Consider the following 20,064-nt stretch of genomic DNA (forward strand, 5'->3'; position numbering starts at 1 on the left):
ATTGGTCGGCGAGGGCGCCCAAAATTGAAAAAAGGCCGCTGGCAATATGTCCAGCGGCCTCCGCGCTCTTTGCCGCCGGGTGGCGCCCGGACTAGAGATCGATGCTAACAGCGATGTTACGGCCCTGTAGTTCGGCAATCTTCAACCCGTCAGCCATCACCTGCGCGAACTCCGGGTCCTTTGCCACGGCCTCCTGCACTTTGCCGTAGACCTCCCAATTGGCGTAGCGCGTCGCAACCAGCAACTCTCCTGCCCAATGGCCAGTGTGGAAACGGGACAGCCGAAGAAATTCGGCGCCGTGTTTTTCGAAGATTTTCTTCGCCCGCCCGACTACCTTGGTCATTTCCTCGGGCTTGTCGGTTTTGAAGCGAGTGAATTGAACGATCGGCATGGGACTACCTCCTTAGCGATGTAAAATGTCCAAGAGGCATGTATCGAGTGACCCTTGGGAGCGAACCCCAATGCAATCTCGATGAAGGTTTGTCTTCATCGATTGATTTTGGTTCAGGGTTCGCAAGAGACCAGTAACGCTGCCGTATCTCGGCACATCGTTACTGGCTAAAACCGGTGGGCCGATATCAAGACCTGAGCTGTTCGGGGGTGTACCCGCGAAGGACCGCGCTCGCGTCGAGCGCGAAGGCAATCTGCTCTCGCGAGCAGAGTATGAAAAGTACCTCAGTGACGTTGGGAGCCGCGAGACTTAAGCCGCGTGACTGACGATACGAGAACGTTGGGCACGACCGCCGATGAGAGATGATCGAGTAAAGGCATTTTGCTGCACTGCATGAGTCCGAAAATGGCCCTTCTGCGAAGTTGCGCCTCGTCTGCCGAAGGTCCGCTAATTGCGCCCGAGCGGACCAGATTTGGTCAACCTGAGTTCTTCGCAGGTTGACCCTAAGCTGCCGTTGAAATCTGTCGGACTGTCTCGCGCGTCGGCGATCGCAGGGGGTTCGACGTTTATCCAGTACTATAATCGCGTTCCGGCTCATCGTCCGCATTCGGCAATTAGCCCATATGCGAACCGGGTCGCGTCGCATCGGACGTCCGCTTCTAGGGGCAGAGCAGGCCTGTAAGGTCGGCAGGCCAAGGTCTCGCGAATGACGCCATAGCGATCCTCGTGGGTTGCAGACGTCGATAATACAGGTGACCTCTACCTGCGACTTCGATATGTTGCAGTTGCTGCCAGGTTGAGGGGAGTCCAGCCATGGCGACGTCAACTGCCGCCGGCTATTCGAGCAGAGTGAGCGAGTATGTCTCCGGGCGTCCCGAATATCCGGTGGCCTTGCTCTCTGACCTGCCGCAGTCCGACACGATCATCGATCTTGGCGCTGGCACCGGGAAATTTACTGAGCTGTTGGCACTGAGCGGAAAGCACATTCTGGCGGTGGAACCGATCGCTGAGATGGCGGCGCGCATTCCGGTCGATCGTCTGGCGGCAGTTGAAGTCCTCATCGGTAGTGCCGAGAGCATTCCGGCGCCTGATAGAGTTGCGGGTCTGGTTTGTTGCGCTACCGCCTTTCATTGGTTCGACTATGAAAAGGCGACACGGGAGATTTTTCGAGTTCTGAAGCCGAACGGCGCGCTCGCTTTGATCTGGAATGTACGGGACGAGCGCGTACCCTGGGTCGCGGCGTTTTCTAGGATCATGGATGGCTATGCGAGTGATACACCGCGGCAGTCTACCGGCAAATGGCGCGTGATCTTCGACGATGCCCGCTTCCGCCACTTGGAGAGCAAAAGCTATCCATTCAGTCAATCTATGCCGCCCAGCGGAATCATGGACCGCGCCCTGTCGACCAGTTTCATCGCTGTTTTGCCGAGTGAGGAACAGGACCGCGTTCGCACCGCGGTTGATAGCATCATCCAAAATGATCCCGCGCTGATCGGGCACCACATCGTCGCGTTTCCTTACGTGACGGAGCTGCACCTATTCGTAAAACAGGGCTGACCGCAATACTCGGCCCGTCGGTCGTATCCCATTCACTTGTTGCGGTGCATGAAGTCCGCTTTTGGCCCTTAGCTGACTTTCTGCGGCCCTCGGGCCAACGTCGGCATGTGATCCATTTCAGAAGTCGTGGAGGTCCCAATCGTCCGGCCTGGCCCCTTCCGAGGGGTAAGTCTACGCGGTTACAGTGGCGTTCTAGTCGAAAGGACCGACATGCGGCGGCGCGAGTTCATTGGATTGATCGCAGGTACGATTGTCTTGCGTCCGGAACCAGCTGTCGCACGGCGACCGCAACGGCCGCGGCTCATCGGTGTGCTCATGCCGCTTGCCGCCGATGATCCGATTGCGCGCGCCCGCGTGGGAGCCTTCGTGGAAGGTCTGCGGCAACTAGGTTGGATCGACGGCGGAAATGTGCGGATCGAGTATCGCTGGGCTGTGGGTGATGCTGAACGCACAGGGACCGATGCCGCGGACCTGGTCGCGCTTGCGCCGGACGTCATCATGGTCACTAGCAGTCTGCCTACCGTCTCGGTGCAACGGGCCACGCGCACATTGCCGATTGTGTTCGTCCTGGTTGCCGATCCCGTTGGGGCTGGTGTCACGGATAGCATGGCCCGGCCGAGCGGCAACGCAACGGGGTTCACCCCGTTCGAATTCACGACGGCGGTAAAGTATCTTGAACTACTGAGGGAAATTGCGCCGCGTTTGACGCGGGTCGCGGTCACCATCGACAATAATGCGGTAGGTGCGATTGGCCAATTAGAAGCGATCCGATCCGTGGCGCCGTCAATGGGGGTCGAGGTGAGCCCGTTCGACGTGCGCGATGCAGTGCAGGTAGAGCGGGCACTGGCAGCATTCGTGCGCGGCTCGGGTGACGGCTTGATCGTTACGGCCATTGCGGCCGCTAATATTCATCGCGACCTGTTCATATCGCTCGCGCAGCGCTACGGACTGCCGGCGATCTATCCGTATCGCACCAATGTCACCGCCGGAGGACTGATCTGCTATGGGCCCGATCAGTTTGATATTTACCGGCGTGCTGCTGGCTACGTCGATCGTATTCTCAAAGGTGCGCGGCCGGCCGACCTACCGGTGCAAGCGCCAACGAAATACGAAGTGGCCATCAATCTAATAACCGCCAAATCACTCGGGCTCGCTGTGCCCCCGACGTTGCTTGCACGCGCCGACGAAGTCATCGAATAGAAATCGCGATGTCGCCTATTGGCCCCTTAGCGGTCCTCGGTCCTCGACGCCGTGATGTCTGCTTGCAGAGGTGGAACAGACTCGCGCTGGAATTATGAGTACATGCCCCAGCCTTCTGCATAGGTCTTCCTCTATGTGTTTTCCAACGATCGTGAAGGCGGAGTCTTTCAGCTATGGCGAACTCAATCCTCCGCTTGCTAGGGCAGCTTTTCCTTTGCTTGTGTTGCACCACGACGGTTCACGCCGCGCAATCTGACCGCATCATATTCCCATAGAAGAACGCAGCGGATCTGCGGGGCTTTCTCAACGTGCTGACGGCTTTTCGCGCGGCGTGCCTTGCGCAGCCCGTGACGCGGGACCTGCCTGCTCAGCTTGTGCCCGAGGGCTATCAGGTGTCCCCGATACGGCCGTCCTGTCGAAAACAGGGCGCGAGGACGACGATCTTGCCGGCGGTCACCCCATCATCGATTTCATGCTGCCGACCGCCAAGCTTTCCGACGGCACATGCAGCGTCAGGTGGAAGCGACTTTGGAGCCAGGACTACGCCGACGGCGCTCAGCGGCTCAGTCTCGATATGGCAGCGTCACTTCCAGCACGCGTTTCCTTCTATCTCAGCGCGACGCTGCTCTCGAAGCCAAATGATGTTTCTGCTGCCGCTGCTCGCTACAGCGACTTGACGACATGGCGAACCGGCTGCAACCAGGCCAAACAATGCGAGTTCGAGGTGAACGCGAGCTTCGACCAGGAGGGCGTCGACGTCATGATTACGTCTCGCGGCGAGGTGAGTGCTTCGCGGCAATGACGTTTCTGCCGCGTCTGCCGTAGGAGATCTTCGTCCGGGAGCGCGTCGGATGCCGAGATCACCGATGATGCCATTATGCCCCTGTTTTGCCCGACGGGTCAACTTGACTTCGAAAAATACGAAGTCGCGCCAGGCGCCCGGCTACTGTGCATGGGGTTGTTTTCAACTTTTTGTCGGGAAGTCCCCGCCGTCCCTGCAAGCCGATCTTGCGGCGGGGCGGAAACGCCGTGCTCAGCTCTTCGGCCCGCGCAATTGCGCCGTCAGCTTCTCCATCGCCTCGGCCACCTCGCGCCATTGCGACAGCCAGCTGCGCGGAAAGCGGAAGGTGAGGTCGGCGCCGCCGACGCGGCGCTCGGAGAGGCACATGCCGGGGGTCGCCGCATCGCGCGTGCAGCGCGCGGTCAGCGCGGGGCTTGCGGCGGAATAGAGGTCCTCGCTGGCGTAAGGTGTGTCGGCTCGGAACATCCGCATCGTCAGCCCGTCCTCGGGTTGGGTCGCGGCCTGGTCGAGATAGCGCGGATAGATCGTGGCCGTTCGCTGCTCGGGCGAGAGCGCATCGTGATGGGCCGCGATCGACAGGAAGATGCGGTCGATCGATTGCACCGCCGCTTCCACCGTATCGGCGGTGACGTGCCTGGGCGCGCCGGGCACCTCCAGCGAGGGATAGAGGAAGTCGAGATCGATGCGCTCCTGCGGCCCGGAGTGCCGCTGGATCTTCATCCGGATCGCCGTCGTCGGCAGGTTGAACAGCGTGCCGCCGACGCTCACCGGCAGCTTGTCCGGGGCGCTGGCGCCGCCGGCTCCCCAGGTCGGCCACAACAGATAGGCGACCAGCGCGACCGCGCCCAGCGCGGCAGCGCCGCCGAGCACGATCGGGACGACATGCGCCCGGGTGCGCGTCCTGGAGGACCTGAGGGGAGCTGCCGAAAACACCGTCATGACATGTGCGCGCGTAAAGACCCGAAGTTGGCCGATGGCCGACGAATCAGCGGCGAATATGCCATGGGGCGGCGAATTCGCGCAGCCTCGCCGGGCCGCGGTGAGGGGGAAGGGCCCTGCGCGGATTGACCGGCGCCGTTAACCTTCTCTTAAGGATAATGTAGCGTTAACCAGCACTATTTGTCACAGGAAGGCCCCGGCGTTGCGCAAGTGCGGACTGTTCCGATGACACCTGAAGCTCTCAATTCCTTCTTCTCGATCTGCATCGGTTTCGCGCTCGCCGGCGCCCTCGTGAACGGATACCAGGCGGTCGCACAGCGGCCCGCCGGCTTCGGCTTGCTGCAGGACGGCGTCGCGCCGAAGACCTTTGCGGCGGTGCCGTTCCTGGTGTTCGCGGCGCCCTTCATCATCATGCGCAACACGCTGCGCGGCATGCGGGTGGAAAGCCGCCGCGTCGAATTCGTGATGATGGCGACCGTCATCGCCGGCTTCTGGAGCATGATGAGCGGCACCTTCTTCCTGATGACGCTGCGCGCCGCCGGCGTCCTGACCTGACGTTCGCCTTGCAGGCTGCGCGGCCCTTTGCGTCGGGGCCGCCGTTTCGCTATGGCTGGGTCAACCCGACAGGAGACCTTGATGGCGATCTACGAGCTCGACGGGCAGGCGCCCGAACTTCCCGCCGACGGCAACTATTTCATCGCGGAGACCGCGACCGTGATCGGCCGGGTGCGCCTGAAGCCGGGCGCGAGCATCTGGTTCGGCGCGGTGCTGCGCGGCGACAATGAGTGGATCGAGATCGGCGAGGGTGCCAACGTGCAGGACGGCTCGACCTGCCACACCGATCTCGGCTTTCCGCTGGTCATCGGCAGGAACTGCACCGTCGGCCACAACGTCATCCTGCACGGCTGCACCATCGAGGAGGGCGCGCTGATCGGCATGGGCTCGATCGTGATGAACGGTGCGAAGATCGGCCGCAACAGCATCGTCGGCGCCGGTTCCGTCATCACCGAGGGCAAGGAGTTTGCCGAGCGCTCGCTGATCATCGGCTCGCCCGCGCGCGTGATCCGCACGCTCGATGACGCCCAGGTGCAGAGGATGGGGAGCGCCGCGAAGTTCTATGTCGCCAACGGCCCGCGCTTCAAGAAGGGCCTGAAGCGGATCGGCTAGCTTCTTTCGGATTTGCGCGCGTCGATCGCGCCCGCAACCTTCTCGTGGCCGGTGGCCCAGAGCGCATGCTCGTCGCTGCCGTCGATGTAAGGATTGGCTTCGGCCGGGATGCGTTCGCGCGCGGCGCGCTCGCCCTCTGCAAAGGGATCGCGATCGGTCATCGTGATTTGGCCTCCTCGCCTTCAAGCCGATGTGACGGGGTTTGTTCCGGAACGGGTCCTGGTCGGGACCGTTGACGGATAAAGGAGCATCCCAATGGCCCCACCGCGCGCAAACGCTTCAATGAAGACGTTGGTCTTGATCTTCGCCCTCGCGGCGATGCCGGCCGTATCCTTCGCGCAGGCGACCGGCGGCACGGCTGGATCGACCGGCACTTCGTCGGGTCCGACCGGAGGTGTCGCCAACGCGCCGGCGCCGCCGCCCGGCACCAACAGCCTGGGTACGGCTCAATCGTCGGGCCCGGGCTCCGGAGTGACCACCGGCTCCGGCGCCGGTGCAGCCGCCGACGCCACCGTCAACAGCGAGAACAGGCAGCTCGACAAGAAGATGAAGAGCATCTGTCGCGGCTGCTGATGCTCGCGCGGAAGTGAGACAGTGTGGCTGTCCGGATTGCCTCGACAACGCTAGCTTGATCCCGCTTTGAAGCGTGGAGCGTGTCCACGCGGAGGATCAAGTGATGTTACGTAAGACGATGATGGCGACACTGGCCGCAGCAGTGGTTGGGCTGTCGGCGCCGCAGGCGGCGGAGGCGCGGGGCGGTTTTGGACATGGCGGCGGCTTCCATGGCGGCGGCTTCCATGGCGGTGGCTTCCATGGTGGTGGCTTCCATGGTGGTGGCTGGCACGGCCATTGGCACGGCGGCGGCTTCTGGCCTGGCGTTGCCATCGGCGCGGGCCTCGCCGGAGCCGGCTACTACGGCGGCTATTATGGCTATGGCTACCCGTATTACGGCGATCCCTACTATTATGGTACCGGCTATGACGATGGTGGTTACGGCGGCTGCTACGTCGTCCGCAAACGGGTGATGACGCCTTCGGGATGGCGATACCGTCGCGTCGATGTCTGTGAATGAGGCGGGACGATCTGCCGGCCCACTAAAAAACAAGGCCGTTGACGCAGTATACCGTCAACGACCTTGCCAGCCCCGGATATTGAAATCGGCTCACGCCATCCGGTGACGGCCAGCATCGCGCGGAATCATACCGGCAAATGTGATCCAGTTCACAAGTAGAGAAAATAAAGCCGCCGGCGAAAGGCCAGTTCAGCCGCGCGAACGCTTGCGCGCGCTGGCATGGACACGGTGACTTGCCGGTTTCCTGCGGGTAACCGAGGGCGTCTCGGCCTCGGTGGCGCGGGCACTGGCGAAGGACTGGCGCAAGCCGTCGATGGATTCGTTCAGGCTCGCCACCTGCTCCGACAGGCGCTTGGTATCGGCCTGTTGGGCCGCGAGCAGCCGCTTCACGGTCTGGAGCTGGTCCTGCACGACCTGGAGCTGGTCGATCGATTCCTGCTGGGTCGCCTCCAGCCCCTTGGTCTTCTCGACCAGCTGCTCGGAGGCCTGGGCGGTGCGGGCCTGCAGCTGCCGCGATGCCACCACCCGGTCGGTCTCCGGCGCAGCGCCGGTATAGGCGCGCCAGATCGCGATCGAAGTCACGCCGGCGATCAGCAACAGAAGGGCGACGGCGGTCAGCGCGATCGGCTGGGCGCCGAGGCGAAGCAGGGGGGTGGACGGTCTGTCCTCTGCGAGATCGATCATCGCTGACAAAACCCAAATTGAAACTTGGTGAGTGGCGAAGACCGGCAGCCCGAAATCGGCGACCGGGATGTCCCGAAAGTGTTACTGTTCGGCAACAATTGGGACCAAAAAGAGGCTAGCGGCCAAAAAAGCAACCAGCGCTTGGCTTTACCCCCTGGAGTAGGGCCAAATGGCCAGATTCAGGGCTGAAACGGCGAAAACGACCCGGAATAGGTCTTCGGTCGCGGCGCCGCATAGGGGCCGAGCCGCGACGTCTTCAATCCCAGCCGTACCAGCGACTCCGCCAGCGTCACAGCGGCGGCGACGCCGTCGACCACGGGCAGGCCGTGGGTTGCGGCAAGCTCATTGGCGAGATCGGCCATGCCGGCGCAGCCGAGCACGATGGCCTCGGCACGATCATCTCGGATGGCGGCGGTGATCTCCGCCGAGATTTTTCCGAGCGCGTCAGTGTTGCGCTCCTCGAGCGCGAGCACCGGGACCTCGGCGGCGCGGACGCGGGTGCAGCGTTCAGCAAGGCCGTACTTCTTCAGATTGTGCTCGATCGGCACGATGGAGACACTCAGCGTCGTCACCACGGCAAAGCGCGCGGCGATCAGGCTCGCCATGTGGAAGCCGGCCTCGCCGATGCCGATCACCGGCGCTTTCGCGGCGGCGCGCGCGGCATCCAAGCCGGTGTCGTCGAAGCAGGCGATGATGTGGGCGTCGGCACTGTCGCGATCGGCGTCGCGGATGCAGCCGAGCATGCCGGGGACCGCAAAAGCCTCGTCGTAAAAGCCCTCGATCGAGACCGGGCCCATCGCGGGTTGGCGCGCATCGATCACGGTGCCTGGCAGGGCAACTGCGCGCGCCGCGGCAGCGATCTTCGCTGTCATGGACGCCGTTGTGTTGGGATTGACGACGTGCAGCCGCATCAGATCAGACAAGCCTCTTCTCAGACAAGTCCCTTGCCGGCGTCCGAGCCCTTGGCCGCCTGCCGCTTGTTGAGCACGTGGATGGTGCCGAGTGCAAGCGTGATCACCGTGAACGAGACGGCCGAGATCACGGTGCCGAGCGCATAGATATCGGGGTTGGTCACGGTGGTGGTGAGGCCCTGGAGATCCAGCGGCAATGTGTTCACCGCGCCGATCGCCTGGCTGGAGCGCGCGAGTTCGTCCCAGGACAGCGTGAAGCCGAACAGGCCGATACCGATCACCGAGGGCAGGATGATCGGCAGTACGACGTGACGGAAGGTCTGCCACGGCGTCGCGCCGAGATCGCGCGCGGCCTCCTCGAGACGCGGGTCGAAGCGATTGAAGATCGCGAACATGATGAGCAGCCCGAACGGAAGCGTCCAGGTCAGATGCGCGCCGAGGCCTGAGGTGAGGAGGCCCATCGAGGTCTCGAAATTCTCGTTCCAATGCGCCTTGATCAGGTCGTCGATGATGCGGAATTCCAGCGAGATGCCGAGCGAGGTGATGATCGAGGGCACGATGAGGCTCGCGATCGCCGAATAGAACAGGATGCTCTGCGCCTTGAACTTCCTGCGGAAGGCCATGCCGGCGGCGACCGACAGCACGACGGTGACGATCATCACGATCACGCCGAGCAGAAGTGAGCGGCGGAAGGCCGCGCCGAGATCGACGATGCCGGTGCCCTGGAACAGTTTTGCGATCCAGAAGGTCGACACGCCGTTCATCGGGAAGGTGAGGCCGCCCTGCGGTCCCTGGAACGACAGCACGTAGATCGCGATCATCGGGCCGTAGAGAAACAGCACATAGGCCGCGAAGAAGATCGCGAGCACGTAGAACGAGCGCGGGCGTCCTTCCTTCATGCTCAGAGCTCCTTCTTGATGTCGACGATGCGCGACATCATGGTGATGATCAGGAAGGTGATCGCGAGCAGGATCACTGCGTTCGCGGCGGCGGCCGGGAACTGCAGCGCGTTGACCCGTGTCTCGATGATCTTGCCGGCAGCCGCAATCTGCTGGCCGCCCATCACGCCGATGGTGATGAAGTCGCCCATCACGATGGTGATGACGAAGATCGAACCGATCACGATGCCGGGCTTGGCGAGCGGAATGATGACGTTGACGAGGGTCTGGAAACCGGTGGCGCCGGCGTCATAGGCGGCCTCGATCAGCGACTTGTCGATGCGCACCATCGAGTTGAAGATCGGCACCACCATGAAGAAGGTGAAAAGGTGCACCAGCGCCAGCACCACGGAGAATTCGGAGAACAGCAGCCATTCCAGCGGATGGTTGATCAGACCGGTCTTGACCAGGCCGGAATTGACGAGGCCGTTGCGGCCGAGCAGCGGGATCCAGGCGATCATGCGGATCACGTTGGAGGTCCAGAACGGGATCGTGCAGAGCAGCGACAATCCCATCTGCCAGGTCTTGGACTTGACGTGGAAGGCGAGGAAATAGGCGACCCAGAAGCCGATGAAGAGGGTGATGGCCCAGACCATGAAGCAGAGCTTCAGCGTCATCAGATAGGTCTTGCCGATCGTGCAGAGGTCGGGAAGCTGCGCGATGCAGCCTTCGAACGTGTCGGTGTAGCCGCGGCCGGAGAAGGCCGGCAGCAGCTGGTATTCGTTGTAGTCCCAGAAGGAGACGATGACGACGAACACCAGCGGAATCAGGAAGAAGGCGAGGAACACCAGCATCATCGGCCCGGCCTGGAGCCAGGAGATGAAGGACGGCGAAAGGCGCGCCGCTTTGCTGCGGCGCGCCGTCTCCGATCCCCGGACGAGGTCCGGGGATGCCTGATGCAGGATGTCCTCTGACGTGTCCATCAATTCAGGCCGCGATGAACTCGTTCCACTTGCGGACCATGTAGTCGTTCTCGTCCATCACGGCGTTCCAGCACGCGACGCCGCCCATGCGGTCTTCGTAGGAGCCGCCGTCACGCACCGCGCCGGCCTTCTCCAGCAGCGAGCCGTCGGGCGCCTTGATGTCCTTCTCGGCCGGCTTGCCTTCCATCCAGTACGCCCACTCGTAGGGCTCCATGTGCGCCTTCGCGGTGGAGAGCACGGCGGAGTAGTAGCCCTGACGGTTGAGATAGGCGCCGGCATAGCCGGACAGGAACCAGTTCACGAACTCATAGGCCCATTCGAGCTTGGCACCCGACACGCCCTTGGAGACGCAAAAGCCCGAGGCCCAGGAACGGTAGCCTTCCTTGAGCGGCTGGAAGGTGCAGGGGATGCCCATCGAGCGCACCTTCGTCACCGCCGGGGACCACATCGACTGAATGACGGTCTCACCCGATGCCATCAGGTTGACGCTCTCGTTGAAATCCTTCCAGAAGGCGCGGAATTGGCCGGCCTTCTTGGCCTCGGTCATCACCTTCATGGTGAGATCGATCTCTTCCTTGGTCATGTTGCCCTTGTCGGCATATTTGTACTTGCCGGTGGCTTCCACGACCATGGCGGCATCCATGATGCCGATCGAGGGGATGTTGAGGATCGAGGCCTTGCCCTTGAACTCAGGGTTGAGCAGCTCGGACCACGAGCTGATCGGCCGCTTGATCAGGTCGGGGCGGATGCCGAGCGTGTCGGCGTTGTAGACGGTCGGGATCAGCGTGACGAACTCGGTCGCCGTCTTGGAGAAGGTCTTGGAGTCCTTGCCTTCGAGATAGAGCACCTTCCAGGGCGCGGTGCCCTGGTTGCCGATCTTCTTGCCGCCGGGCGTCTCGCCCTTGGTGAAGACGGGCGTGATGTTGTCGAATTCCTTGATCTTCTTGGCGTCGAGGGCAAGGATGTTGCCCGACGGCACCAGCTTCTTCAGCGAGAAATATTCGGTATCCAGCACGTCGAAGGAGTTCGGCTGGGTCATCACGCGCTTGGTGACGTCGTCGGTGGTCGCGGTGATGTATTCGATCTTGATGCCGGTGTCCTTCAGGCACTGCTTGGAGATGTCGTCGCCCTCGTTCACGGCGGTGCCGAGATAGCGCAGCACCTTCGCATCGGCCGACTTCACATAGGGAAAGCCGGTGATGGCGCCGGAGCCGGCGGCAAGGCCGGCGAGACCCGCAGTGCCCTTGAGCAGCGTGCGGCGGCTGACGCCTTTTGTCCCAGTAGTCTCGGTCATATCAGTCACTCCTCTGTTGCGCATTCCAGTGATCGATCGGCGCTATTGCAGACGTTGCGCCTTGGCGGGATCCCAGGTCGCCAACACGCGGTCGCCCGGACGGAACGGGTGAACGTCGAAGGTGGCTTCCGGAACATGGGAGAACAGGGCGGTCCCATCGTCGAGCGTGAGCGAGACGGCGATGTAGGAGCCCTGGTACTCGGTCTGGGTCAGCAGCGCCGGCGCGCCGAACGCGCCGTCGGCGAACGGCAATATGCCGAGCTGATCGGCGCGCACGGCGATGAGGTTGCCGGCGTCGCTGAGCACGTTGTGGCCGCCGATGAAGCGCGCCACGAATTCGGTGCGGGGGTGATGGAAGATGTCGCGGGCAGAGCCCTGCTGCTCGATCCTGCCGTGGTTCATCACCACGATGTGGTCGGCGAGCGCCATCGCCTCTTCCTGGCCGTGGGTGACCTGGATGAAGCTGATGCCGAGCTCGCGCTGCAGCCGCTTGAGCTCGCCGCGCATCTTCACCCGCAGGAACGGATCGAGCGCCGACAGCGGTTCGTCGAGCAGCAGGATCTGCGGCTCGGTGATCAGCGCGCGGGCCAGCGCCACCCGCTGCTGCTGGCCACCGGAGAGCTGCGCCGGCAGCCGGCCGGCATAGGGGCTCATGGCCACCAGTTCCAGGAGCTCGCCGGCACGCTTGTGCCGCGTCGGCCTATCGACCCCGCGCATTTTCAGGGCGAAGGCGACGTTGTCGAGCACGGAGAGGTGCGGAAACAGCGCGTAGGACTGGAACATCATCGCCGTGCCGCGCTTGGCGGGTTCGAGGTCGGTGACGTTCTGCGCGCCGAGGATGATGTCGCCCTCGCTGACCGCCTCGTGGCCGGCGATCATGCGCAGGGTCGAGGTCTTGCCGCAGCCGGAGGGACCGAGCAGGCAGCAATAGGTCCCAGCCGGGATCTTCAGGTTGACGGTGTCGACCGCCAGCGTGGTGTCGTAGCGCTTGGTGACGGCGACCAGTTCGAGAGCGGCGGGAGTGGCCATGGCGTGTCCGAGGAGGGGCGATGCGTCCCGCCTCTCTCCGCAAGGTCCGTGCCAACAGCCATCGGTCGGCAAAATCCCAAAACTGTGCAGCGGAGTCAGATCGTTAGATCGAATCCGACGTATCCGGGCTGCCCGTCGCGCGCGCAGTCATCTGCACACAAAACGGGCGAAGATTGTATAAAGTTTCGCCTGTGATTGGATACAGCTCGTCGACTAACATTCGAGGCCGAACGTTCGCCGATCGAGCCTCACACCCAACACCTCTAAGCAAATGGCCGCCAAGACCCGCCAAAAACCCGATGCGCCAGACGCGAGCGACCGCGTCAGCCGTATCAGGGAGGGGGTGACAGCAGCCATCCTCGAACATCGTCTGCTGCCGGGGACGAAGCTAGGCGAGGACGAGATCGGCGAGATCTATGGTGCGAGCCGCACGCTGGTGCGCACCGCGCTGCAGCAGCTCGCGCATGAGGGCATCGTCAACATCGAGAAGAACCGCGGCGCCTTCGTCGCGCGCCCGACGCCTGCGGATGCCCGCGAAGTGTTCGAGGCGCGCCGCCTGATCGAGCCCACCATCGTGGACCATGCGATCGATTCGGTGTCGCCGGCCTGGCTCGATCGCCTCGGCCAGCATCTTGCCGAGGAGCGCGAAGCGGAATTGCGCGGCGACGCGCGCGCCTCGGTTCGCCTCTCCGGCGAGTTTCATCGGCTCGTCGCCGAGATGAGCGGCCACAGCATCTATCTCGGTTTCCTCAAGGAGCTGATCGCGCGCTCCTCGCTCATCATCCTGCTCTACCGCCGCCACGACACGCCGGCCTGCGGCACGGATCATCACGCCGGCATTGTCGCTGCGATCCGCAAGCGCGACAAGCAGGCCGCGCGTGCGCAGATGCTGTCGCATCTGCGTGAGATCGAAGCCGAGCTGTTCCTGAAGGATCCCGCCGCCGACGAGCTGCGGCTGGCGGACGTGCTGGGCGCCTGACGTTACCGACAGACGTTTCGGCCGGAGCTGCGGGACCACATCAGTGGCCGAGCTCGCGTTCTGCTGCGAGCTGCCCGTCCGGTGTGATCTCGTAATCGCCGTTTCGCTTTGTCATCCATCCTGATCTGACCATCTCTCGTGCAAGCTGCACCGAGCAGATCGGATGACTGCCTCCCGGGTAATACAGCCTGTCGTTTCGAACGAGCAAGTGCCCGTACAATCGGGCCTGACGCAATGCTCTGCGCATGCCGGGGGATGGATCTTTCATGCCGGTTCAAGCCTGAGCGCGACGAAGGTTCCTAATGAATGCGGCGGCCCTCAATGGCGTATTTGTTCGGCGGCGCACATAGGACCGTCATTCTGCTGCATCGTTTGTTGGTTCGAGGAGCTACGCCATGAACGTAAGGGACGAGCACACACGGTCGCTCTGGATGGACGTATCCGTCGCCGACGCTCCGGCGCTGTCGCGTACGGTCGGCACGGACGTCGCCGATTGGCCGACTCATGTTCAAGCCGCAGAGTGAGCGGCAATCCCCAAAATGTTGCGGTGAGACTTCAAGGAGCTCCGCCGCCGACGAGCTGCGGCTCGCGGACGTGCTGAGCGCCTGAGCGCAGCGCAGCCTGACCTCACACGCGATCTCTTTGGTTCATTTGCTTTGATTCAATTGCCGTCGGACAAGCCGAGTCCTTGTCAGCAGATGGCAGAGCTGCATATGGCCGCCATGGTTGTAAGTTGACGGGAGCTAAACGTCGGCGTCAACTGCGGCCAGACGTTCCATGCCTGCCATCACCCCTCGCGTAGCCTGAACGTGTATGGAAGGCTGATATGTCGAGTTTGAGGATGTCGGCCAAAGTCTTCGCGGTCGCTGCATTGCTTGGCGGCATTGCAATGGTGCTCGCAAGCCTGTCATCCGCGCGGGCCCAGGAGGCCGCGGTCCTGTTCCGCAATGTCCGGATCTTCGACGGCAAGGGCAGCGCGCTGTCGGCACCATCCAGCGTCCTCGTCAGGAACGGCGTCATCGAGAAGATTGCGACGGCAGACGCGACGGCCACCGCTGAGGTCATCGACGGCGGCGGACGCGTGCTGATGCCGGGGCTGATCGATGCGCATTGGCACGCGATGCTGGTGCGGCCGACCCCGATGGCCGTGCTCGCGGGCGATATCGGCTACAACAACCTGCTGGCCGCCAGCGAAGCAACGGCGACGCTGATGCGCGGCTTCACCACCGTGCGCGACATGGGCGGGCCGAGCTTCGGCCTCAAGCAGGCCATCGACGAGGATCTCGTCGCGGGTCCCCGCATCTATCCATCCGGCGCCATGATCACCATCACCAGCGGTCACGGCGACTTCCGCCAGCTGTCCGATCTGCCGCGCACGATCGGCGGCATGCTGAGCCGCATGGAGCGGATCGGCGGCAGCATGGTCGCGGACAGTCCCGACGAGGTGCGCGTGCGCGCGCGCGAGCAGCTGATGCAGGGCGCTTCGCAGGTGAAGCTCACCGCGGGCGGCGGCGTTGCATCGCCCTTCAGCCCGCTCGACGTCTCCACTTTCACCGAGCCCGAGCTGCGCGCGGCCGTCGAGGCCGCCGACAATTGGGGGACTTACGTTGCCACGCACGCCTACACGCCGGTCGCGATCCAGCGTTCGATCGCGGCCGGCGTGCGCTGCATCGAGCACGGTCACCTCATGGACGAGGCGAGCGCGAAGCTGATCGCAGAGAAAGGCATCTGGCTCAGCACGCAGCCGTTCCTCGATCTGTCCGGTGCCGCTGCGCTCGGACCCGCGGAGCAGGAGAAGATGCGGCAGGTGGTTGCCGGCACGGATCGTGTCTACGCGCTGGCGAAGAAGTACCGCATCAAGACCGCGTTCGGCACCGACGTCCTGTTCTCGAAGGCGCTGGCGGACAAGCAAGGTTCGATGCTGGCCGCGCTGACGCGCTGGTACACGCCGGCCGAAGCGCTGGCCATGGCAACGTCCGCGAACGCCGAGCTGCTGAGCCTGTCGGGCCTGCGCAATCCCTATCCCGGCAAGCTCGGCGTGGTGGAGGAGGGCGCGCTGGCCGATCTCCTGCTCGTCGACGGCAATCCGCTCGACAACATTGCCCTCATCGAAGATCCCGCGAAGAATTTCGTCGTGATCATGAAGGGCGGCAAGATCTACAGGAATAGTCTCGCGCACTGACGCGCATCGCCCGGTACGACCTGGCGAAACTGGAACGCTTCTAGCTCCGATCGTCGGGAACCAGCCTCTTGCGCGGCGAACCCTTTGCAACTTCCGGGACCGCGGGAGGCTGCGTGGGGCTTGTCACAACAGGGCTTGTCACAATTTCGGGGCCGTCATCGGCGGCGTGACTTCTAAGCGTCTCCAGAACCAGAAAGAATTTCTCGGCTAGCATGAGTCAATCTCGCTGACGCGTTCATCTCGCTTTCGAGAACGGCGAGATTCGCTATTCAATTCGATCACTTACTACGCGTCGCGGCAATTTAATTCGTCGCGCTCAGCGAATTATGACAATCCTCGTCAATATCTGCCGTGCGGCATGTGCATGTGGATCATGATGCGCCGCGACGTAACGTGACTATTCCTCGCGAGCCGCACCGGTTATATGCTGGCGCTCTGTCATAGAACTGTCATGTCACCGGAAATGTTAAAATCAGACGCTACGCCGGCTCGCAAAACCATGAGTGTGCCGGACGGGAATCCTGTCCCAAAGGACGGTAAGCGAACGCAAGTCATCGCCGGCTTCCTCAGGCAGCGTGACGCATCCGAGTCCGGCGCGGAACCTGCGATTGTCGAGGGCGCTGTGATTGATCAGGCGCCATTGCAAGACGCGGCGCCTGCACCGGAGCCGAGCACCACCGCGCGTCCGGCCGGCGAAATCGAGCTCAAGCTTCTCGTCGATGCCGATCGCATGGCGCCTCTCAGCGCTGCGCCGGTCATCGCGGCGAACGCACGCAACAAGGGCACGCGAAAACGTCTCAAGTCCGTCTATTACGACACGCCCGAGCGGGCACTTCGTCGCGCCGGCCTGAGCTTGCGCGTACGCCAGAGCGGCACGCGCTTCGTCCAGACGGTGAAGACCGATGCAGCGGACGATCCACTGCGCCGCGGCGAATGGGAGGCGAGCGTGGCCTCGCTTGCGCCCGATCCCGCTCTGGCGATGCCATTCATTCCGGAGAAGCTTCGCGAGCAGCTCGAAACGCAGCCGCTGGAAGCCGTCTTCACGGCCGATGTCCATCGGCACACGCGCATCGTCGAGCTGCCGTCCGGCACGGTCGAGGTCGCCTTCGACCGGGGCGAACTGACGGCCGGCGACCGGTCGCTGCCCGTGAGCGAGATCGAGCTGGAGCTCAAGTGCGGCAGCGCGAGCACGATCTACGAGATCGCGCTGCGCCTTGCGGAGCACGGAGCAGTGAAGCCGTCGATCCGCAGCAAGTCCGCGCGCGGCTTCGATCTTGCCGCCGACAAGGCGCCGTCCGCGTGCCGGCCGGGCAAGCTTCGGCTCGATCCGTCGGTGACACTCGACGAAGCCTTCGCGACGATCCTGCGCTCCTGCTTCCTCCATCTGCTTCAATCGCTCCCGGCGGCCGAGGACGGCCGGAATCCGGAAGGCGTGCATCAGCTGCGCGTTTCGCTGCGCCGGCTGCGCTCGGCGCTCGACCTGATGCGATCGGTTGGCGCGCTCAGCAACCTCGATGCGCTGCGGTCGGAAGCCAAATGGCTGGCGCAGGACCTGTCCGCCGCGCGCGACTGGGACGTGTTCCGGCTCGACACCTTGCCGGCGATCGCCAGAGCCTGTCCTTCGGTCGCGGGCTTCGATGCGCTGGGGCGGGTCGCGGCGCAGCGTCAGTCGGAGGCCTATCGCAAGGCTCATGATGCGCTCGATGATCGCCGCTGCGCCGTCTTCCTGATCAGTCTCGGCGGCTGGATCGAGACGCGCGGCTGGCGCAACGACGTCGCGCCGGAAGATCTCGGTGGGCTCGCCGAGCCCGCGGTCAACTTCGCGCAGCGTGTCCTGTCGGAGCAGTATGCCAAGGTGCTCAAGCGCGGCCGCCGCTTCAAGTCGCTCACGGTCGACGAGGTGCACCGGGTGCGGCTCGCGGCCAAGCGGCTGCGCTATCTCGGCGAGTTCCTGCTGCCGCTGTTTGACGATCGCAAGTCCGTGCGAAAATTCGCCCGCAGGCTCGCCGGCTTGCAGGAGGAGCTCGGCGCTTTCAACGACATGGCGGTGACGGCCTCATTGCTCGACGGGCTCGGCGCCGAAGATCGCGACAGCACCATTGCGGCGGCCGCGATCGCCGGCTGGCAGGCGCGTGCATCGATCGGCGCGCAGCAGACCTTGCAGGACAGCTGGCGGGACTTCACCGCCGCGCGCGTGCCCTGGTCGTCGGAGGGCTGATCGCGTATCCGCCAAGAAAAGTTGCGGCCAGCCATTGGGGGATGGCTGGCCGCGCGCGAACCGGTCTGGGACGGGGAGGGGTGGGGATGTGACCGGGTCGCGTAACCTGTTGTCTCGTTCCTACTGATCCTTCGCGCTGGCGGTGGAGACCGCCGGCCTGGTATCGCCGAGCGAGACCCAGACGTTGGGATCGCTCTGCGACTGGCGCTTGACGAAGCGGTAGCCGGTTTCCGTCCAGGCAATGACGTTCTCGTTCTGATTGTCGAGAACGAACTCGCCCTTGTCGGTCTTCACGGTCAGCACCGCGTGCCCTTCGCCCTTCTTGTCGCGCACGACGGTGATGAGCAGGGCCTCGCGCGGCCAGCCGGCATCCATCAGCATTTTGCGCTTCAACAGCACATAATCTTCACAGTCGCCGTAACCGTCCGACGGCAGCGACCACTTCTCGATCACGCCCCAGTGCTCCTGGTCGGTCAAAGGCTTGACGGTCTCGTTGACCCAGCGATTGACCTTGACGAGGTCGCGCCACGCGGTCTGCGACATCACGATGTCGCGCGGCTGCGTCGGCCCGCCCTGGCACTGCGCGGCGTTGTCCGCACAGAACTCGACCCAGCCGATCGGCGCACGCGTGGTGTCGCCGAGGCTCGCGAAGAGCAGTCGGCCTTCGCCGGCCTGCGCTGCCGCGCTGATCCCGAAGAGCATGGCGGCGATCGCCAGTCCCTTCCCCTGTCCCCTGAAATCAAACATTGCGGCCCCCGTTTCTTGTTGGGACCACATTGCGCACGGAGCTTTTGAGTTGCCGCTAAGTCGACCAAGTCAAGTCGAGACGAATGCGAGTAAAACGAGCCGCGAATTCGATCTATACTTGAATAGAATTCGCGTAAAATTCGATATGACTGCAATTGATTCAAGTTTTATCGATTAACGCGGAGACGCTGGCGGAACCGGCATTTCGGCGCGCAAGCGGGCCTCGCGTTAACTCGCGCAGCCCCGCCTAAACGTACGAAAAAGGCGGCGTCCGCATTGCGGAGGCCGCCTTCAAGGCTGGAAAATCGCTGGTTTTGGCGCGGTTGCGTTTTACCGCGCGGTAACGCTCTCTTCGAGTGTCTCGGCCGGCTGCTCATGCATGAACTCGAGCGCGAAGCCGTCTTCGAGGTTGCGGACCACGCGGCCCTGGACCCGGCCGAGCAGAACCGTCGATTTCAGCGGCGGCCGGTTCTCGGCGGCGATGGCCGCGCCCGACAGCGACAGGTCGATGATGCGGCAGGTCATCTTGGTGCCGTCCTCGAGCGTCAGCACCGCGATCGGGTTGCGCGGCACGATACGGTCGTGGCGGCGGTCCTCCGGCAGATTGAGGATGTCGCGGTTGGCGAGCCAGGTCAGCTGTGCGGCGAGCTTGTCGCGCTTCCTGGGCGTCGCGCCGATCGTCATGGCAAAGCCATTGTCGATGATGCGGGTGATCTTGCCCTCGACGCGGCCGATATGGTCGAGATAGGCGACCACGCGGTCGCCGACATTGCCGATGCCGGGGGCGAGCAGAGCGAGGCCGCCCGGCGACATGTTGATGACCTGGCAGGGGAATTCCCGGCGGTCGGGCAGCATGTAACGGCCGAGCAGGTGCACCTTGACCCGCTGGAAACGCCGACGCTCCTCGGCGGCCGGAAGAAATTTTTTGTTCGCCAACGCCATTTTCAACACCCGACCCCCGCCCGGGCGGAGTCCGGCACGACCCTAAGGTGCATAGGGTTAATGCCGCGTTAGGATCGGGCGCGCCTGTT

At 63.4% G+C, this 20,064-nt stretch carries 21 protein-coding genes; 10 read left to right on the plus strand and 11 right to left on the minus strand.

The window, feature by feature from the left end; genetic code table 11:
* Window positions 1-91 precede the first annotated feature (91 nt).
* Window positions 92-391, minus strand: a complete 300-nt coding sequence (locus GGD63_RS07930) for a hypothetical protein (protein ID WP_183240544.1) — start codon at window positions 389-391, stop codon at window positions 92-94.
* A gap of 813 nt (window positions 392-1,204) precedes the next feature.
* Between GGD63_RS07930 and GGD63_RS07935 the strand changes: the two genes are divergently transcribed.
* The 3 genes from GGD63_RS07935 to GGD63_RS07945 all read left to right on the plus strand — a co-directional run bounded on the left by GGD63_RS07935 (window position 1,205) and on the right by GGD63_RS07945 (window position 3,950).
* Window positions 1,205-1,948: a class I SAM-dependent methyltransferase gene (locus tag GGD63_RS07935; protein WP_183240546.1), complete on the plus strand. Its 744-nt coding sequence runs from the start codon at window positions 1,205-1,207 to the stop codon at window positions 1,946-1,948.
* A gap of 315 nt (window positions 1,949-2,263) precedes the next feature.
* Window positions 2,264-3,148, plus strand: coding sequence for an ABC transporter substrate-binding protein (locus tag GGD63_RS07940; RefSeq protein ID WP_183240548.1), 885 nt, complete (start codon window positions 2,264-2,266; stop codon window positions 3,146-3,148).
* Between the two features lie 472 nt (window positions 3,149-3,620).
* On the plus strand, window positions 3,621-3,950 hold the full coding sequence (locus GGD63_RS07945) for a hypothetical protein (protein WP_183240550.1): 330 nt from the start codon (window positions 3,621-3,623) through the stop codon (window positions 3,948-3,950).
* Between the two features lie 231 nt (window positions 3,951-4,181).
* Here GGD63_RS07945 and GGD63_RS07950 read toward each other — a convergent pair whose 3' ends face one another.
* A complete protein-coding gene (locus GGD63_RS07950; RefSeq protein ID WP_183240551.1) occupies window positions 4,182-4,889 on the minus strand; it encodes a hypothetical protein in 708 nt (235 codons plus the stop codon).
* Between the two features lie 225 nt (window positions 4,890-5,114).
* Here GGD63_RS07950 and GGD63_RS07955 point away from each other — a divergent pair, with 225 nt between their 5' ends.
* Both GGD63_RS07955 and GGD63_RS07960 read left to right on the plus strand, forming a co-directional pair.
* Window positions 5,115-5,444, plus strand: coding sequence for a DUF6949 family protein (locus tag GGD63_RS07955; RefSeq protein ID WP_183240553.1), 330 nt, complete (start codon window positions 5,115-5,117; stop codon window positions 5,442-5,444).
* A gap of 81 nt (window positions 5,445-5,525) precedes the next feature.
* On the plus strand, window positions 5,526-6,056 hold the full coding sequence (locus GGD63_RS07960; RefSeq protein WP_183240555.1) for a gamma carbonic anhydrase family protein: 531 nt from the start codon (window positions 5,526-5,528) through the stop codon (window positions 6,054-6,056).
* Here the strand turns inward: GGD63_RS07960 and GGD63_RS07965 are convergent.
* Entirely contained in the window at window positions 6,053-6,217 is a 165-nt protein-coding gene (locus GGD63_RS07965) for a hypothetical protein (protein ID WP_183240557.1), read from the minus strand. The genes GGD63_RS07960 and GGD63_RS07965 overlap by 4 nt on opposite strands.
* 94 nt (window positions 6,218-6,311) lie before the next feature.
* Between GGD63_RS07965 and GGD63_RS07970 the strand changes: the two genes are divergently transcribed.
* Together GGD63_RS07970 and GGD63_RS07975 are read left to right on the plus strand one after the other, a co-directional pair.
* Window positions 6,312-6,629 carry a hypothetical protein gene (locus tag GGD63_RS07970; RefSeq protein ID WP_183240559.1) on the plus strand — a complete coding sequence of 106 codons (318 nt, stop codon included), beginning with the start codon at window positions 6,312-6,314 and terminating at the stop codon, window positions 6,627-6,629.
* Window positions 6,630-6,732: 103 nt separating this feature from the next.
* Window positions 6,733-7,128: a hypothetical protein gene (locus tag GGD63_RS07975; protein WP_183240560.1), complete on the plus strand. Its 396-nt coding sequence runs from the start codon at window positions 6,733-6,735 to the stop codon at window positions 7,126-7,128.
* A 189-nt stretch (window positions 7,129-7,317) separates the two neighbouring features.
* Here GGD63_RS07975 and GGD63_RS07980 read toward each other — a convergent pair whose 3' ends face one another.
* The 6 genes from GGD63_RS07980 to GGD63_RS08005 all read right to left on the minus strand — a co-directional run bounded on the left by GGD63_RS07980 (window position 7,318) and on the right by GGD63_RS08005 (window position 12,907).
* Window positions 7,318-7,812 carry a hypothetical protein gene (locus GGD63_RS07980; protein ID WP_183240562.1) on the minus strand — a complete coding sequence of 165 codons (495 nt, stop codon included), beginning with the start codon at window positions 7,810-7,812 and terminating at the stop codon, window positions 7,318-7,320.
* 179 nt (window positions 7,813-7,991) lie between these two features.
* Window positions 7,992-8,723: an aspartate/glutamate racemase family protein gene (locus GGD63_RS07985; protein WP_183240788.1), complete on the minus strand. Its 732-nt coding sequence runs from the start codon at window positions 8,721-8,723 to the stop codon at window positions 7,992-7,994.
* 20 nt (window positions 8,724-8,743) lie between these two features.
* Window positions 8,744-9,622, minus strand: coding sequence for an ABC transporter permease (locus GGD63_RS07990; RefSeq protein ID WP_025575681.1), 879 nt, complete (start codon window positions 9,620-9,622; stop codon window positions 8,744-8,746).
* Window positions 9,623-9,624: 2 nt separating this feature from the next.
* Window positions 9,625-10,584 (minus strand): ABC transporter permease, encoded by a 960-nt coding sequence (locus tag GGD63_RS07995; protein WP_183240564.1) that lies wholly within the window; start codon window positions 10,582-10,584, stop codon window positions 9,625-9,627.
* Window positions 10,585-10,588: 4 nt separating this feature from the next.
* Window positions 10,589-11,878: a PotD/PotF family extracellular solute-binding protein gene (locus GGD63_RS08000; protein ID WP_183240566.1), complete on the minus strand. Its 1,290-nt coding sequence runs from the start codon at window positions 11,876-11,878 to the stop codon at window positions 10,589-10,591.
* Between the two features lie 42 nt (window positions 11,879-11,920).
* The gene (locus tag GGD63_RS08005) at window positions 11,921-12,907 is read right to left on the minus strand and encodes an ABC transporter ATP-binding protein (RefSeq protein WP_183240568.1); all 987 of its coding nucleotides are present in this window, start codon (window positions 12,905-12,907) and stop codon (window positions 11,921-11,923) included.
* A 271-nt stretch (window positions 12,908-13,178) separates the two neighbouring features.
* On the opposite strand from GGD63_RS08005, the gene GGD63_RS08010 reads away from it, so the two are divergent.
* From GGD63_RS08010 to GGD63_RS08020, 3 genes are all read left to right on the plus strand, one after another.
* Window positions 13,179-13,886, plus strand: coding sequence for a GntR family transcriptional regulator (locus GGD63_RS08010; RefSeq protein WP_183240570.1), 708 nt, complete (start codon window positions 13,179-13,181; stop codon window positions 13,884-13,886).
* A gap of 889 nt (window positions 13,887-14,775) precedes the next feature.
* Window positions 14,776-16,068, plus strand: a complete 1,293-nt coding sequence (locus GGD63_RS08015) for an amidohydrolase family protein (RefSeq protein WP_246785412.1) — start codon at window positions 14,776-14,778, stop codon at window positions 16,066-16,068.
* Between the two features lie 463 nt (window positions 16,069-16,531).
* Window positions 16,532-18,286, plus strand: a complete 1,755-nt coding sequence (locus GGD63_RS08020) for a CYTH and CHAD domain-containing protein (protein ID WP_183240573.1) — start codon at window positions 16,532-16,534, stop codon at window positions 18,284-18,286.
* A gap of 120 nt (window positions 18,287-18,406) precedes the next feature.
* Here the strand turns inward: GGD63_RS08020 and GGD63_RS08025 are convergent, their stop codons facing one another.
* Window positions 18,407-19,033 carry a transglutaminase-like cysteine peptidase gene (locus GGD63_RS08025; RefSeq protein WP_183240575.1) on the minus strand — a complete coding sequence of 209 codons (627 nt, stop codon included), beginning with the start codon at window positions 19,031-19,033 and terminating at the stop codon, window positions 18,407-18,409.
* A gap of 330 nt (window positions 19,034-19,363) precedes the next feature.
* A complete protein-coding gene (locus tag GGD63_RS08030; protein ID WP_026312634.1) occupies window positions 19,364-19,975 on the minus strand; it encodes a PilZ domain-containing protein in 612 nt (203 codons plus the stop codon).
* Window positions 19,976-20,064: the final 89 nt, after the last annotated feature.

Origin of the sequence: Bradyrhizobium sp. cir1 (genome assembly GCF_014198245.1) — a bacterium.
Taxonomy (GTDB): Bacteria; Pseudomonadota; Alphaproteobacteria; order Rhizobiales; family Xanthobacteraceae; genus Bradyrhizobium.